General features: G+C 35.5%; 10 protein-coding genes. 8 read left to right on the forward strand and 2 right to left on the reverse strand.

From position 1 onward, the window contains the following. The first annotated feature begins 277 nt into the window (after positions 1-277). The 4 genes from rmuC (at position 278) to ubiB (ending at position 6235) form a co-directional block, all read left to right on the forward strand. A complete protein-coding gene (gene rmuC, locus ERCIKOCA2762_RS03000) occupies positions 278-1837 on the forward strand; it encodes a DNA recombination protein RmuC (RefSeq protein ID WP_232043109.1) in 1560 nt (519 codons plus the stop codon). Positions 1838-3214: 1377 nt separating this feature from the next. Beyond that, positions 3215-3970, forward strand: a complete 756-nt coding sequence (ubiE, locus tag ERCIKOCA2762_RS03005) for a bifunctional demethylmenaquinone methyltransferase/2-methoxy-6-polyprenyl-1,4-benzoquinol methylase UbiE (protein WP_157988684.1) — start codon at positions 3215-3217, stop codon at positions 3968-3970. Positions 3971-4319: 349 nt separating this feature from the next. Then, entirely contained in the window at positions 4320-4577 is a 258-nt protein-coding gene (locus ERCIKOCA2762_RS03010) for a hypothetical protein (protein ID WP_157988685.1), read from the forward strand. After that, complete coding sequence (gene ubiB / locus ERCIKOCA2762_RS03015) at positions 4574-6235, forward strand: ubiquinone biosynthesis regulatory protein kinase UbiB (protein WP_157988686.1); 1662 nt, start codon at positions 4574-4576, stop codon at positions 6233-6235. Before ERCIKOCA2762_RS03010 ends, ubiB begins: the two co-directional genes overlap by 4 nt. Positions 6236-7748: 1513 nt before the next feature. Here the strand turns inward: ubiB and bioD are convergent. Beyond that, a complete protein-coding gene (gene bioD, locus ERCIKOCA2762_RS03020) occupies positions 7749-8423 on the reverse strand; it encodes a dethiobiotin synthase (RefSeq protein WP_157988687.1) in 675 nt (224 codons plus the stop codon). A gap of 2316 nt (positions 8424-10739) precedes the next feature. Beyond that, positions 10740-12911, reverse strand: a complete 2172-nt coding sequence (locus ERCIKOCA2762_RS03025; RefSeq protein WP_157988688.1) for a hypothetical protein — start codon at positions 12909-12911, stop codon at positions 10740-10742. 354 nt (positions 12912-13265) lie between these two features. On the opposite strand from ERCIKOCA2762_RS03025, the gene metK reads away from it, so the two are divergent. From metK to queE, 4 genes are all read left to right on the forward strand, one after another. After that, the gene (gene metK, locus ERCIKOCA2762_RS03030) at positions 13266-14429 is read left to right on the forward strand and encodes a methionine adenosyltransferase (protein WP_157988689.1); all 1164 of its coding nucleotides are present in this window, start codon (positions 13266-13268) and stop codon (positions 14427-14429) included. Between the two features lie 306 nt (positions 14430-14735). After that, on the forward strand, positions 14736-16265 hold the full coding sequence (gene pepA / locus ERCIKOCA2762_RS03035; protein ID WP_157988690.1) for a leucyl aminopeptidase: 1530 nt from the start codon (positions 14736-14738) through the stop codon (positions 16263-16265). A gap of 182 nt (positions 16266-16447) precedes the next feature. Beyond that, complete coding sequence (locus ERCIKOCA2762_RS03040) at positions 16448-16900, forward strand: DNA polymerase III subunit chi (protein ID WP_157988691.1); 453 nt, start codon at positions 16448-16450, stop codon at positions 16898-16900. A gap of 314 nt (positions 16901-17214) precedes the next feature. Continuing rightward, positions 17215-17886, forward strand: coding sequence for a 7-carboxy-7-deazaguanine synthase QueE (gene queE / locus ERCIKOCA2762_RS03045; RefSeq protein ID WP_157988692.1), 672 nt, complete (start codon positions 17215-17217; stop codon positions 17884-17886). Positions 17887-18054: the final 168 nt, after the last annotated feature.

Below are 18054 nucleotides of genomic sequence, written 5' to 3' on the forward strand. Positions count from 1 at the left end.
GGCTCTCTGAACATAAAAAACTAACACCTCTCTACCATCATAGTTAGACAAATAGCAAGAAATGCGCCTTGGTTGACTGTATGCGCTGTTTACTTATTGCGAATAGACAGATAGTTTTGCAGAAAGATTATAAATCTTCTACTTTCTTCAAAAATATGCTTAAAATTTTGCAACGTATTATAATTAAAGAGAAAAATATATTACAGTAATTAATTACATGTATTGCTTTACAAAAATCACAGACCTTTCTGTATAAAATATATATTAGAGAGATACATTGAATACTACACTCACCTTCAGCGCTATCACAGGTCTATCTAGTATGATACTAAGTTGGACATATTCTATATGGCGCTTAAAGCAAAAAACAAAAAAAATAGCTGTTGAAAAACATCTACTAATGCAATCAGCTACATTGGCACATAATGAAATCCACGATTTAAAAAAAGAACGAGACACCCTCAATCTAAAAATACTTCACCACGAAAAAACACATCAACATCTATGTAATTCACTTATGATCGCTGAAGAAAAGCTACATAATCTAGAACACTGGCGCAATGAAAATGAACAATTAACAAAAGAAAAACATGCACAAATCAAAATTAATCACGCTCAAACTATAGAAATACACGAAATGCGGATTCGTTTAGAAGAAACGCGTCTCGCTGCAGAAGAACGACAAAGGCTATTAGAACATAATGAAAACTACCTCAGTGCAAAATTTGAAAATCTAGCACATCGTATCTTAGAAAACCAGAGACACAGCCTTGGTGAACAAAACCAACAAAACTTACATAGTTTTATCACCCCATTACGTAAACAATTAGAAGGATTTCGGAACCAGATCCAAGAAGGGTTGAGTCAAGAAGCTCGTGAACATCATACGCTGATCCATGAAATTCACAATCTACAGAAACTCAATTCAAAAATGGCTCAAGAAACCATAAATCTAACACAAGCCTTAAAGGGAGGAAATAAAATACAAGGACAATGGGGAGAGCTGATTCTTGAAAAAGTATTAGAGTCTGCTGGGCTACGCAAAGGGCATGAGTACCTCACACAAGTGAGTATACCGCTAGAAACACATGGATATTCGCAACCAGATATTATTGTGCGATTACCACAGGGTAAGGATGTGATTATTGACTCCAAGATGACTTTACTGGCCTATGAAAAATATTTTAATTCCACTGATAATATACAGCGCTCAGCGGCTCTTAAAGAACATATTACTGCCATTCGCGGACATCTTCGACAATTGCATAAAAAAGATTATCATAAATTACCAAATATGCGATCTCTAGACTATATTTTAATGTTTATTCCAGTAGAATCCGCTTTTCTTCTTGCTATCGATCAACAACCTGAACTCATTAACGACGCTTTTAAGCAAAATATCATGATCGTAAGCCCCTCCACACTGTTAGTCGCATTACGTACAATTAAGAATCTCTGGCATTATGAAAATCAAAATCGTTATACACAGAAAATTGCTGACCACGCTACTCGCTTGTATGATAAAATACGCTTATTTGTAGATGATATGAGTCATATTGGGCATAGCTTAAATAAAGCACAATATAGTTACCAACAGGCCATGAAAAAACTTTCAGAAGGACGAGGTAATTTAATTTCACAAGCGGAAGAGTTTCGAAAGATGGGCGTACAAATTACAAGACCCATTAATCCACAATTAGCGCAATCATCAACTCTACAGGAACATGATATCACACAGAATAACACTCAGCCTATCTGCAATTCACACCATTCTGAACATACTTCACAGTACATTGAATCTAGTATACACCCTAGCACTCATGAGATACATCAATAAATTTCACCTTATAAGATCAGGCTTTCTCTACAAGAGATATCTAATGATCGAGAGTATATAAACACTAGTTTGGATCTCGAAAAAGATGATTGATGTTTCTCATACAAAACATGGTTGCTTACTAAGTAAGTAGTATCGTTTCTTCTGAAAAAACAAACGTACTCAATATATCAATATCACAAAACTGACAAGATACCACCCTACGCTAAATCCTTCAATCTGAAAAATAGTAGTGTAAACAACACATGTCTTGATATTGCTTCCTTTTCTCCTAACTTTAGAAGCTTATGTTAAGCATTTTCAATGCACTACCATGCTATATCCATTAGACTAGTTATATACACTCTATACGTATCTATATTGCAGTGCAAACCGCACCGCAATATCAGCACCACACAAAATTGTCAATGAGCCAACGCGCCTAAATATCTCATAGTGCTTCATATGTAGAGGTAGCAAATATTTATTGAATCTCTGTACAACACACACGATGTGGCATGCATTTACATCAACTAAATATAGTGTAATAATATACACGGCTTTTATGACTACACAAAATCGTTGTGTCATATACATATATAGAACACTATTTTTAATAATTTTATACTTTATAGCGCAATATTCTTATGGATCATCATTTTATAAAAATCAACAATATTTTTATGGTATAATTATTAGCAATAAAGCGATTAGTATAATCACAATAGCAAATACTGCATCCACAATATACATAATTTATAACCAATACTAATCGACACTAATGTATAATCAGATTGATGTTATACAATTATATTCGCATGCCAAATAATATTAAAACCTACACCCACATACAAAAACCTAACATGTTAACTCGCATAAAACTATCTATAACCAAACGAAACTTAGTGCATGATATTCAAAAAAACACTAATAATTTCGTGCAAATTTAAAAACATTAAACTTATCAGACATATAGATTATTATAAGACCGAGATCAATATGTATCTATGATGAAAATCCCAAAATACGCAGCCCATAAAATATAAGGGCTATTTAAAAAATATTTATCTAAACAAAAGACACAAGAATATTTACATAACATACTCTTAAAAATCAATGACACAAGGAACACCATAAAATCAAAAGTATTATGCTAGGTAACAGTACCTTATATCATGATCATACTCATCAGTATAACATTGAGTGGAATACACCTATTATAGAATACACCCCATTATATCAATATATCATAGTGCTATTATAACAGATCATAAACGTAAGCGCATTTCAACATAATCATCTAAAAATTACATGACACCACACTACAATTAAGCAGCATACATTGCCGTAGCAATGCAAAAATCTGAAAAAACAAAAGATATCGAAGGAAAATACTAGATGACAAAAACCGTAAAGGATACTACTCTCTTTGGTTATCGAACTGTGTTAAAAAAAGAAAAGCAACATCTTGTTTCTCAAGTATTTAGTTCAGTAGCGTCTAAATATGATCTTATGAATGATCTTATGTCATTTGGTGTTCACCGTATTTGGAAACGTTGGGTTATTGAATATAGTGGTGTTAAACCTGGTCAATATGTTTTGGATTTAGCAGGTGGCACAGGCGACCTTACAGAAAAATTTTCATTCGTAGTAGGGGATACCGGGTTAGTTGTTCTTGCTGACATTAATAGCTCTATGCTTAAAATAGGTAGAGATAAATTACGCAACAAAGGTATTATCAATAATGTCATATACATACAGGCCAACGCAGAAACCTTACCATTTCCGGAAAATATTTTTGATTGTGTAAGTATTGGATTTGGGTTACGTAATGTTACTGACATGACTAAAGCATTAACATCTATTTTGAGAGTCCTAAAAATCGGAGGACGTCTACTTGTATTAGAATTCTCAAAACCGCAATGCGCATTCTTAAGTACATTATTTGATATTTACTCTTTTCAAATCCTACCGCACCTAGGATCTCTTATTGTACAAGACGCAAGTAGCTATCGTTATCTTGCAGAATCCATCCGTATGCATCCTGATCAAGATACTCTGGAAAGAGCCATGATAAATGTAGGTTTTTGCCATACCACATATCAAAATTTTACAGGTGGGATTGTGGCGTTACACCGTGGTTTTAAATTTTAAAAAAATATCCATAAGATTACCTAGCATATTTACAAATATTTTAAAAAAGTGTAATTAATCGTATGCTTTGTAAAAAATAAGTAAAAGATAAGTTTGTATATCTATATCATCGCAGCTTAAAAAATAGTGATGAGAAAGTTTAATCTGCTCATACTATTCTTTTGTGATAACAATTTTTACATATTTTAAATAACAAGCCTGATAAAATATCAGATTTGACCATTACTACTAATTTTATCACACTATTGACACTATATAATCATCGACAACTAAAATAACTCATAGAGAATCGGATTCTACAGATAGTGTCATTCACATCTCACATAACACTTAATTGGACACACAAAAATTGAACATCAAAGATTGGCTGTCTATATCAATGGGAGATATTCTGACCCAGAAAATATGGCAGCACGTCCACTGTCATTATGACCTTGTAAATCGCAATATAAAAAATAAAAAAAAATACCTGTCTGACGCTTTCACTGAAGAGTGGAACCTCATGCCTAGCTCTAATGAGCTAGCGTGTTTTATAAGAGAGGTAGATGTTTTAATACATACATTAAATGTACTTGATCATCGTATTCAAAGTTTGGAGAAAAAATGACTTGTGGTGACCTGTCTCGTCTCTATCACATTCTCACTGTATTTATTAGTTATCACTTAGATGACTTACTACCTCATACAGGTATGTCACGCTTATTCAAAGTTTGCCGAAAATGTCTCTTTTGGGTTCCAAAAAAACATATTCATGAATCTATCGGCACACGCTTACGTTTTGCCCTAGAACACCTAGGACCAGTATGGATTAAATTTGGCCAAATGATTTCTACACGTGGTGATATATTTCCGATTCAGATTACAACACAATTAGAGCTTCTTCAAAACCATGTTACTCCTTTTGATGGGAAAGAAGCCATTGCATTAATTGAGCGCTCATGCCAAATAGTCATTACAGACCAATTTGATGACTTTAATGCGATTCCATTAGCAACAGCATCGATTGCTCAAGTGCATACCGCTATATTAAAAGAAAATGGACGTGAGGTGGCGATCAAAGTCATCCGCCCTGCAATTATCTCAGTAATCAAAGCAGATATAAAATTACTTTATAAACTAGCTTCCTGGATACCACGTTTTATCCCTGATGCTAGACGTCTACGTCCTCAAGAAGTGGTTGCATACTACGAACACACTCTAATGAGCGAGCTTAATCTATTACGTGAAGCTGCTAATGCAGTGCAAATGCGTCGTAATTTTGAAAACAGCAGAATCTTATACGTACCAGAAATTTACTCAAAGTATTGTAGCGAACATGTTTTAGTGATGGAACGTGTTTATGGTATCCCAATCTCTAATATTCACATATTAGAAGAACATGGCATAAACATGTCTCTCTTAGCTGAGCGCGGTGTACAAATATTTTTTACACAAGTTTTTCGAGATAGCTTCTTTCACGCAGATATGCACCCCGGTAATATTTTTGTAAGTTACCAACATCCACACGATCCAAAATATATCGGAATTGATTATGGCATAGTAAGCACCTTAAGCAAAAAAGATCAACGGTATTTAGCAGAAAATTTTATCGCTTTCTTTAATCGCGATTACCGTAAGGTCGCAGAACTCCATATAGATTCAGGATGGATACCAAGGGATACAAACATAACAGACTTTGAGTTTGCTATTCGTTGTGTATGTGAACCTATTTTTAAAAAACCTTTAATCGAAATTTCGTTTGGAAATTTACTGATAAACTTATTTAAAACAGCACGTTGTTTCCATATGGAGGTACAGCCACAATTAGTTTTATTACAAAAAACATTGCTTTATGTTGAAGGTATAGGTCGTAAAATTGACCCTCATCTAGATCTATGGAAAACCGCCAAACCCTTCCTTGAAGATTGGATAACAGATCAAGTTAGTATAACAACTCTGGCAAATACTTTAAAAAATAAAATACCAATTTGGATTGAAAGGCTGTCTGAATTACCTGATCTACTCTATGAGAATCTCAAGATCACACATAGTACACCACCGCATGATCATATAAAATCGCTTACTAAAAATATCAACATTCAACATTCTCCGCATTGTCCATCATGTTATTGGTTTAGTTTTGATAAAATGCTCCTCTTAAGCGGAACCATTATTCTTGTCTGGCGACCAAATTTGGATATTCTGGCACTAGGACTTATTACTTTGAGCATGCGTCAATGGATGACAAAAGATCGCAATAACACACCAACGTCAAATCACCACTAATATTAAAATAACACTGGCTAATCCATTGTTTATAATGATAAAGCTAGTCGATCACTAAAAAACGCTACACTACAATATACCACTAAAGCAAAATCTGTAAAGATTGTAATATGATTACATAATCAGTCTATGTGATTTAAGTGCTATTCCTACTACCACCGAACATAAACATTCTTTTCTGCGGGTATGTCTGGTTCTGAATACCCACATATGAGAGCAGTAACAATATTCCAATAACATTCTTCACATACAATCGTGATCTGTGCCATCTCCTAATCTCAGACTCATAGTCATGCCTACCTATTGAATACACTCATAAAACACGACGAGATAGGTTGCTTAACATCTGATCGCTTCAAAAAAAACATTCATATTTCCATACAGCAAAAATCTATTACTCTCCGCATTCAGTGAGCAAAATTTCAAGAAAAATAAAATATCTTATGACTCTAAAGAAAAAATATTAGATTTAGTGATTACCCTAGCATCTTAAACAATCAACTACATATCACACAGCAACATTAGCGATTAGCTGTTACATAGAATCAATTGTCATTTGCAATAATCTATATCTTAACTAACTATGTTAGCACTAATTATTTGTTTACTGCATCGTATCACTGTGTAAAGTACTACCAAATAACATCATTTATATCTTTCTTCAAGTTGTCACAAATAGTATTTGTTTATTAAAAACGTCACAACTTATGAAAGCATATTTTATTCGCTTATCTTAGTAAAAAATAGCAACAAATAAATATGAGTCTATCTTAAGTCATCACACATAAAATTCATAATAATATAATCGCAATATACAAAAAATCCATGATCGAATACAAGTAATATAGAACGATGTGAAACGATATTAAATCCACGATTATCTAATACTCATAATACCTCGAGTCTGGATACAAAAATATATGCAAAACATTAAATCAATTAACTGTATATGCAGACTAAATAACCAGCCTCTAATGTCGAACACACCATATCAATATTATTGCATGAACGTATAAAAAATACGATGAGGATTCTCTTAGCACTGCTTGCTTTATGCCCCTAATCCTATACGAAAAATCAATTATTCCGTATTATTCAGTATGCTATCAAAGTAGGAGCACAAATCATATATCTGCACAGATATATGACAGAAGATCATGCAATACATACCGCATCAATACATAGACTAAAAAACATTGATTACATGTAAAAGAGGTTATAAATACTCAGTGCTATATTGCACCCTTTATAGAAGGGTGCTTTTGATAGCATGATATACAAATGCTGCTATAGTATACTTGTAGCCATGCCTCATTGTGAAGAAACTAAAGAAAAAAGATACATGTATAAGTGCCACCAAATATTGTCAGCTATATATGTTGTATACTATATACATGTAATCATAAAAAACACCTATTAAGAAAGATATATATGATATAGATGTATATATGTATTCATGGTTTGAAACACATATTTTTTACTGCTAATACGTTAAACAATATGCGCTTGATCATTATAAAAGAGACAAGTTGATGCAGTGTGATAAGGGCGCTTGCTTTAACTCACTAAACCAAGGAATAATCCCCAGTAGTGGGCTATGCAATCGAGATGCTATTTCTTGTATGTAATCCTGAGAGCGATGAGTGGACATTTCAGGATGGTTCGCGATCCACCCTGCTAAAAATAAACCAGATTGACGTATGACTACCTCTGTAAGTAATGTATGATTGATGCAACCAAGCTTTATGCCTACCACTAAAATAACTGGTAGTCTCTCAGCAATCACCCAATCAGAATAAAGAGTATCCTGTCCTAAAGGGGTAAACCAACCACCCGCTCCCTCCACGATAACCCAATCTGCGAGAACACCTAAAGATCGTAGACCTGTTGACAACGTATGCACATCAATGCAACTTCCATTATCATCACTAGCTATATGTGGTGCCGTCGATTCAACAAATGAAAATGGGCTAACCTGATCATATTCTACCGCTACATTACTAGTATCCATTAAAGCTAACGCATCAGCATTACGTATTCCGTTACTAGTGACTTCAGATCCTGAAGCCACCGGTTTATACCCTACAGCACGATGTCCCACGCGTATAGCTGCTTGCAATAACGCACAAGAAGCTAGAGTTTTTCCAATATTTGTATCAGTTCCAGTAATAAAAAAATATCTAGTCACATTCATAAATTCCATGCATCTATATTTTAGATGAGATGACTACCTAATATTGATGTGAAAACTACCTATGGAGTTACAATATAATACTTTGTTTGTTGAGGTGAATATTGCATAATGATATTATCTCTTCACCTATATGATTGAATACAAGATGCTGCACACCTCCCTCATGTTATCCATAAAGGATGAGCAAAAAAAATTTTGATTTTATTATTCAGATGACGTGAGACAGAAACATCATCCTATTTTATTCTGAATCACCATATAGCATGCACACTTCAGAAAACATATTTATTTTATAAATGAAATATGTTATCTCTGATCATTGTTATAGACAATATTACTGCGTGCGCAAAAACTAAAATCCTCAGATAACATCATAAATATTATTACAATCATCATAAAGAATTCATGCAAAGCGGCTATTCTATAAAAAATAATAGTGCTAATTCTGAAGTGTAGTGCAAAATGTTCTATCTTTAATTCATGTAACATTTATACACAGTAGGTATATTATGATCACTCTAATAGCAGCGTATTATTAACGATGCCCATAACAGTAATTATACACTACTATTCCTAGTATTAAATTCATATTTTTCTAAAAAGATCATATTGTGTCATTGACCTATGATGAGAAAAACAAACAAAAAAGCGTTTCAGCTGTCACTAGCCATCTATAATAGAAAGTATAATCCTGTAAAATTATTCAGACTCCGGTCAGAATCATACTAAATCATAGAGCTTGTACAAAGCATAGCATATGAAACATGTAAAACTTATATCGTGACAGATCCTAGCGGAAAAGGATCTTTTTTCATCATAGTAATCATTACTAATCTTAAGCACTTGAGCAGCGGACTCCAGTAGATCCAAATTGATACTCAAGCATTTAACACATAACACTAATATGCATCAGAAATACTAATTTTTTAATCCTTAATTATTACAACATATAAAATATTATTACACTATTCTATCCGAGATCCATCACACTCAACACATCATGTATGGTTAAAAATTATGTTCCAGCCACAAAAAAAGCATATCTAGTAGAAGGAGATAGTACTAAAATACTTCAAGATACCTATCCAAAATTTTTCTCATACTAGCATGTATATTACACCTAAATTGTCTATACTCTTAATAATCAGACTTACATACCGCATTATCAATTTACCCAAGCACGCCATGCTCTGTATCAGATATAACATTTAAGTATGAAAAATACAAAAATAATTATCTCACACAATACCCCGATATTCACTTACCTGTCTTTAAGACTCTGCTTCCCAAGCCTGTAGAAAACAGCAAACTGTGTCACTATTATGCACCAACCTCAAGAGAATTCACACGCGTGCTATTTATCAAATATTACTATAGTATATCCGCCAGAAGGAAACCTCTCAGAGCAAAGATCGCAAAATATCCTCATGAAATAAGTAACATTTTAGTAAAATTCACAGAACCTTATGCTACATCACTTTTTTATATGACATGAAAAACCAAGAAGGACATCGTACATTCGTTTCTTCTGCTCACCATACAATGCAATAAAAGACAAAAGAGATTTTAAGCATCTCTGGACATAGCATTCCGGTAACGCCATTATTAAAATAATGCACAACACATAGAAATCTCAGGTTCTTATTCTGACACATGCATATTAGTCTATATACTAATTGTTTCTAATATGAATTAAATATGATTTATGATATATGATGTATTCTGAAACTTAAGATGATTTAATCACAAAATTCATCAATATTTCATAAAACACCTTACATACACTCGCTTCAATTACCGTTTTGAGCACAATACAATCAATAAAAATGAATTATATACAAAGGTTAACAGTAAAATACTATGATTTGTTTTTTAGTCACAACAAAGATCTAGAGATGATTAAGCTGCTATTTTAGTTACAATATAAATTGTTCAACTTAAAATTATGCACTCCACATACTAAAAAATATTTGCTTATGCTCTTTTTACACTATAAAAATCTCTAATCATTCTATATCTTACTCATAATCACAACCATGCACTATGCGATGCTAGCTGTGTAAATATGATGTAACTCATATCCCTCAGTGATAATCTTTTAGATTGTATTTACAACAATGTACTCCTGCATATGAATTTAACAAACCGTACATTATACTTCAGAACTACTTTACACAGGTCGATTATTTCAAAGAATCAGTTGACATGCTATACAAAAAAACAAAAGCAGGTCATTTTTCTCATATATTAGGCATATAACTTCTATCACTCTCCCCTGTCTCAATATAGACAGTGCTTGGCGAACAAACATTAAAATGTTCCTGCTACACTTGCTAACCACTTCCAACTTTTAAAACCTTCATTATTTTTAGTCATGGTCTTGAAGACAGATAACGATAGATTGTTATTAAATGTGTATATCACACCAGTTTTTAATATACGAATCATAGGTGGTATGTTGCCATAGCTGTTATTGAGAAATTGACCACTTATATCAGCCTTAGAGAGAAATGAATTCCACTGTAACATATGTTCTATTTTCACTCCTGACACTAATATGACCGGTTTTAAAATAGATATTCGTATATCAGCCCCTGCATCTCCCCTAATATTGCTATAATTAATCTTTCTATACGATACTACAGGAAAATTCATGGTTCGTGCTTCCAGGTACGCATCGCGAGAGATTGCATTATAACCTATACTTGTATGCCAAAAACATGCAATATTTTTACTCAAAATCGAGTGACCACCCCCCCACTCTAAAGAAGAACTTAATCCATTAAACTCCGTATTACCTTCTCCCGCTGCAGTATGTAACAGCGCAGCACGCTTAATGTCTATTTTAGACTGATTAAATGACACAGCTGGACGCAAATAGAAGTCACCAAATTTCTGCAAAGCATGCCAATCAGCATACAATCCCACACCAAGGTTATTACCATTAATTTTATGGCTCTTTGGAAGAGAAGAAGGCAAAAATCGCGTTACCACACCTCCAAAAGAAAATGCCTCTGTCAGCCCATATCCAACATTAACTACTGGTAATACATCCTTGTCAACAAAAGTCGCAGGATTAACATGTATTAACCAACACATATTCTTACTATTAGCGATACACCCTTGTTGTAAATTAGTGAGCGCACGTTGCTGCGCGGTCATTAATGAAAAAGTATCTATTGCCACTTGATTCATAGTCGAAATAGCATCAGATAAGTCGAACATGGACGGCTTACTTCTAGAAGATGAATCAACAGATGAAGTTGCTTCTTGAGATGCTGCCGATTCTGCGGAAGAGCCGTCAGCAGATAGATCAGTGATATATTTAGGTAGGTAGATAAAAAATGGCCTTTTGTGTACACTCTTTCCCATAGATACACCTATAGCCATTTTCCCATCAGGTGAGAACGCTAAAATATCAGATCTCCCAGCAAAATCAGGTTCTAATGCTCCTACATCTAACCAATGAGACCATTTTTCACCATACCAAATAGTTGGATGACCTGCAAAATCTTTTTCAGGAATGTGTGAAGAACTTCCAGCTGCTAGCTTCCCATCATTGGATAGAGCATAGATCTTAGAAGATATCGCACCACTCTTACTTGATTCATCGAGATTAACTTTATGCTCCCATTTATCGCCATACCAAATAGTGGCATGAGGATTCCGATCTTCACCAGCGTAGTATCCACCTGCTACCTTGCCATCACCAGAAATAACATTAACTTCAGATGATTGAAAAAACATAGCCTCCTTTCCGGATGAATCATCTACATGCGTCTGTGTCTGCCAATTTTCACCAGACCAAATAACTCCGTGCTGATCATGTGTGGCAACACTAAAGTCACCACCTGCTACTTTTCCATCAGCAGAAAGCGTTAAGACTTCAGAAGATACAGGCTGCTTAGCGCCTATAATACCTATGTCAGTCTTAGTGCCCCAATTTTCACCAGACCAGATTGTAGCATGATTCTTCTGGTACCTATTAAGAGTCGAAGATCCTCCAGCTATTTTCCCATCTGCAGATAAACTGTTGACCACGGAAACACTGGTATGCTCCGGTGTCCAGTGCTCTAAATTTGTTACTTTTCCCCAATTGGGACCAGACCAAATCACTGCATGACGTACATCTGTCTCAACAGGCGCATAACCTCCTGCTATCGTCCCATCGGCAGACAAACTATGTACCAGCGAAAAACTAGAATAATCATCGTCTGCAGTTGGGGTAGGTAGAGGCAAGATCTTTGCAGTACCCCAATTTTGTCCGGACCATATTGTCGCCCGCATCTCATCTTCATTCCTATAGCTCTGCCCTCCAGCAACCTTTCCGTTCAAGACTATACTAAATATGCTGCTATACGCTGGTGGGTCTGGAGTCGGTGTAGTTATATGTGTTGTATCATCTGTAGCATGATTTAAGGCAGACGGCTCTGTACCAGCGGCACTTACTGTCTGCGTACCGCCAATCAAAAGAGATAACACACAACATACAAAATGTATTCTTCTGTGATATATACATATCATTTTATTATTAACGAACTTCATACTACTAGTTCTCCCCTGAGTAGAGGAATGGAGGCTTAGTTTTACACATAGATAAATTTACTGCCTAGCTTAATTGTGATTAGCATATCTCTATATCTCTAATAATATTATATAGTTCTCACCGTAGCTGTTATTCAACACATTCGACCACCAACCTAAATGATTAATAATCAATCAACTTGCAATGTGATCAACCAAGAATACAGACATCCATATACCTAAGTTTATAAACACATTACAATATATTTCTACCAATGTATACTTGAACGTAAATTAAGGTAAAAATAGAAAATGGCTAAACATTTATTTACATCTGAATCCGTCTCAGAGGGGCATCCGGATAAAATCGCTGATCAAATTTCCGATGCAATCTTAGATGCAATTCTTACACAGGACCCACAAGCCCACGTAGCCTGTGAAACATATGTAAAAACCGGAATGGTTATGGTAGGTGGTGAAATCTCTACTAGCGCCTGGGTCGATATCGAAGAAATTGCTCGTCAAAGTCTACGAGATATTGGTTATATCCATTCTGACATGGGTTTTGATGCTAACTCATGCGCTGTACTGAATGCGATTGGCAAACAATCACCAGACATTAATCAAGGTGTGTATCACCAAAACCCGCCAGAACAAGGAGCTGGAGATCAAGGTTTAATGTTTGGATATGCAACAAATGAAACTGATGTTTTAATGCCAGCCCCCATAACCTACGCGCACCGACTTGTCCAGCGACAATCTGAAGTACGAAAAAATGGTTTATTACCGTGGCTGCGTCCAGATGCGAAAAGTCAAATTACCTTTCAATACGAAAATAACAAAATTGTAGGCATTGATACAGTGGTGCTATCTACACAACATTCAGAAGATATATCACAACCAGAGCTAAAAGAGGCGGTGCTAGAGGAAATTATTAAACCCGTACTGCCCGCTGAATGGATTCACACAGGCATTACATACCACATTAACCCTACTGGTCGTTTTGTCATTGGTGGCCCCATGGGCGACTGCGGTCTTACAGGTCGCAAAATAATAGTTGATACCTATGGGGGCATGTCTCGCCATGGTGGCGGAGCTTTTTCAGGGAAAGACCCCTCCAAAGTTGATCGCTCCGCTTCTTATGCGGCACGGTATGTTGCAAAAAACATTATTGCTTCCGGATTAGCTGAACGATGTGAAATACAAATTTCTTATGCTATCGGTATAGCAGAACCGACCTCCATAATGATAGAAACATTTGGCACAGGAGCTGTAGATACCGCAATGCTATACCAGCTAGTCCGCGAGTTCTTCGACCTCAGGCCCTATGGTATCATCAAAATGCTAGATCTTCTGCGCCCAATCTATCGTCAAACAGCAACTTATGGTCACTTTGGTCGTGAACACTTTCCGTGGGAAAAAACAGATAAAGCACTTCAACTCCGTGAAGCGGCAGGCTTAAAACCAGGTCGTTAAGACGATACTTGTGTCCAAACATAGTATAAAGTATACAATGCTGCTTTAATTCAATATATATATGTGTGCTCTATTATAATCAGATCTGGATATTACCCTCAAAAAATATGTGCACTATCTATATTATGATAGCAACATAGACTCGAGATACTTATATTAGGATGCACATAGTTGTACTAAACAATTCTGATAAAGAAGCATTGTTATTAAATCTACTAGAATTACTCATACATCATAAGTTTACTTTCAAAAATACTTAATCAAATCACTCTCAATATTTTTAGTTTTTAATATTCAGGAGAATACATGAAGTTTAGTGTAAAAATTTATAATTTAGAAAAACAGAGTACCACCTGTATTATTGTAGGCATATTTGAGTCTCGGCGCCTCTCTCTAGCTGCTGAACAGTTGGACGCAATAAGTCATGGATATATTCGTTCGATACTCAATTACAGAACCATACAAGGCAACATCGGTCAAACGTTACTGTTGCACGATGTCCCTAATATTCGCTCTAAATGCCTTTTGCTCATTGGTTGCGGTAAAAGTAGCGAGATCAACCTAAAGCAGTACAAAATAATTATTGATAGGGCAATAAACACATTAAATAATACAGGTATAGCGGAAGCTGTATGCTTTTTAACTGAGCTCAACCTTCATCTCAAAGGATCTAGCACCTACTGGAATATACGCAAAACCATAGAAGTTTCTCACGAGGCGCTTTATAGATTTAATCATCTAAAAAGCAAGAAAAAGATACCGCCTCTCGCGTTACGTAAAATAGCATTACATCTGGCTACTCGCCGTGAAATAAACATTGGAACTCATGCTATGCATCATAGCTTAGCTATTGTAGCGGGTATAAAAATAGCCAAAGATCTAAGCAACATGCCTCCCAATATTTGTAATGCCCATTATCTGGCTCTACAGGCTCAGAAACTTGCTGACCTATATAGTAGCACCATTACTACTTATTCAATTGGAGAGAAGCAAATGACTGAGTTAGGGATGCACGCCTATCTTTCTGTAGGTCGCGCTTCACAAAATGAATCCCTGATGTCTATCATTGAGTACAAAGGAAAAACAACTAAAAATACACGTCCTATTATTTTCATTGGTAAAGGCGTTACCTTTGATTCTGGTGGAATCTCACTTAAACCAGGAGAAGGGATGGATGAAATGAAATATGATATGTGTGGCGCAGCATCAGTATGTGGTGTCATGAAAGTTGTTGCTGAGCTTAATCTACCACTTAATGTCATTGGTGTTATGGCTGGATGCGAAAATATGCCTGGAGGCCATGCCTATCGCCCAGGAGATGTAATCACTACTATGTCCGGTCAAACTGTAGAAGTGTTGAATACTGACGCAGAAGGCCGCTTGATACTTTGTGATACCTTAACCTATGTTGAACGTTTTAACCCAGACGTAGTGATTGATATTGCAACGCTTACGGGTGCATGTGTTGTTGCGCTGGGGCATCATCATAGCGGCTTACTATCAAATTATAATCCATTGGCCAAAGAACTAATGGCGGCTGCAGAACAATCTGGAGATCATGTGTGGCGTCTTCCAATCACAGAAGAACATCAAAAACAACTAGACTCTAATATTGCTGACATGGCAAATATTGGTGGAAGGTATGCTGGTGCAATTACTGCTGCCTGCTTCCTTGAGCGTTTCGCTCGTAAGTATCATTGGGCGCACCTAGATATAGCAGGGACAGCATGGAAGTTCGACCAAAATAAAGGAGCCACTGGGCGTCCGGTATCTCTATTATCTCAGTTTTTAATCAATCGATCTGGTTTAAATACAGAAATCGAATACACTACATAAGCATGTGTAATATATAAATATAGAATATATAACCATGGTACATCGATAATCGATATAAGTGCTAGATGTACGTGCTAAAATATCTCTCTGTTTAATTTTAATATTGTGTTATAAAAAAGAAAAAGAATCTAGGCATACTCCATACGAGATTACATTGTGAGATACTTTTATAAAACATTTCTATGAAAAAAGCCACTTTTTATCTTTTATGGTCTAATCCACCATCAGAGGAGATAGATGATCAGGAAAAATGGATTTGTGGTTTAATACATGCAAAATGGCGTAGCTCCAGAAAACGTATTATTATTGCATGTATTAACAAAACACAAGCCATTCGATTAGACGAAGCACTATGGAGATGGTCACCTTATACCTTTTTACCACACAACCTAATAGGCGAAGGACCAATGCATGGAGCACCAGTCGAACTGGTATGGCCAAAAAAAAATCTAAATACCTCGTATGATATATTGATTAATCTCTTACCTGAGTGTATAGATTATGCAAGCTCTTTTTCTGAAATAATAGACTTTGTACCATCTGAAGAATCATGTAAAAAATTAGCACGCATCCGATATAAAAAATATCGCAACCTTGGTTTTACGTTATTTACACGACCATTATCTGATATATGATTTTCATCAAGTTTAAAACTAACTACAGATCACCGTTATAAACTCCTACACCTGATATTGATAAAGGGGTATGAAAAATCTAGCAAGTACTTGAATCACTACATTCATTACAACCATTTTGTTGTAAAATATGTTATCAGTGTCTATCGAACGCATTTTAAATCTCGATCAGAATAGCATTATTATAATCGAGTATTTTTTATCATGATGATACCTAAATTTGACCAGGATGAGCCTAACATATTAGGCATGCAACCTTCCTCAAAGTAAGGCCTAATCCCCCCTGACAAATACTACTAGTCGAGAGCTCAATAATGCAATACCCTATCAATTCAATCTTCCAAACCTTACAGGGGGAGGGTGTTTATACTGGTGTACCAGCAATCTTTATTCGATTACAAGGATGCACCATAGGCTGCAATTGGTGTGATACTAAATACACTTGGAATAAAAGAACTACTCGAGAAATACCATGGCAAGAAGTTCTACTAAAAACAGAAGAAAGTGACCACTGGGGAACCAGTGATGAGACTACGGTACTGCGTACTATTACCCGTTGCGGGTGGACGGCTAAACACATTGTTATTACCGGCGGTGAACCGTGTTTGCATGACCTCAGACCCCTAACAATAGCACTGCAATCCGCTGGTTTTACCTGTCAAATTGAAACTAGCGGCACTTCCATCGTTCTTTGTACAGCAGAAACATGGGTGACGGTATCGCCAAAAATTAATATGCGGAGCAAATATAGCGTCTTACCACAGGCTTTAACAAGAGCGGATGAAATTAAACATCCAGTCTCATGTCAACGAGACATTGACATGTTAATTTCTTGTCTGAATACTCTGGATGACCCAAAGAAACGCGTGATTGCGCTCCAACCAATTAATCACATAAGTCACGCTATACAACTCTGTATTAAAAATTGCATTGCTAGAAACTGGCGTTTATCCCTCCAGACGCACAAGTATTTAAATACTAAATAAAAATATTAAGTACCATCAGAAAAATGACGCATGAATTTTGTAGTAACTTTCCCAAAAAAGCATTTTCACTCAATAAGTCATGTGTGATATTTCTCAGCCTACAATCCTATACTTAGGTAAGTATTTCAGTATACTGATAGCGCTTCAAACCTTTTTCACAGATACATA

This window comes from Candidatus Erwinia haradaeae, from assembly GCF_900698935.1.
Taxonomy (GTDB): Bacteria; Pseudomonadota; Gammaproteobacteria; order Enterobacterales; family Enterobacteriaceae; genus Erwinia_E; species Erwinia_E haradaeae_D.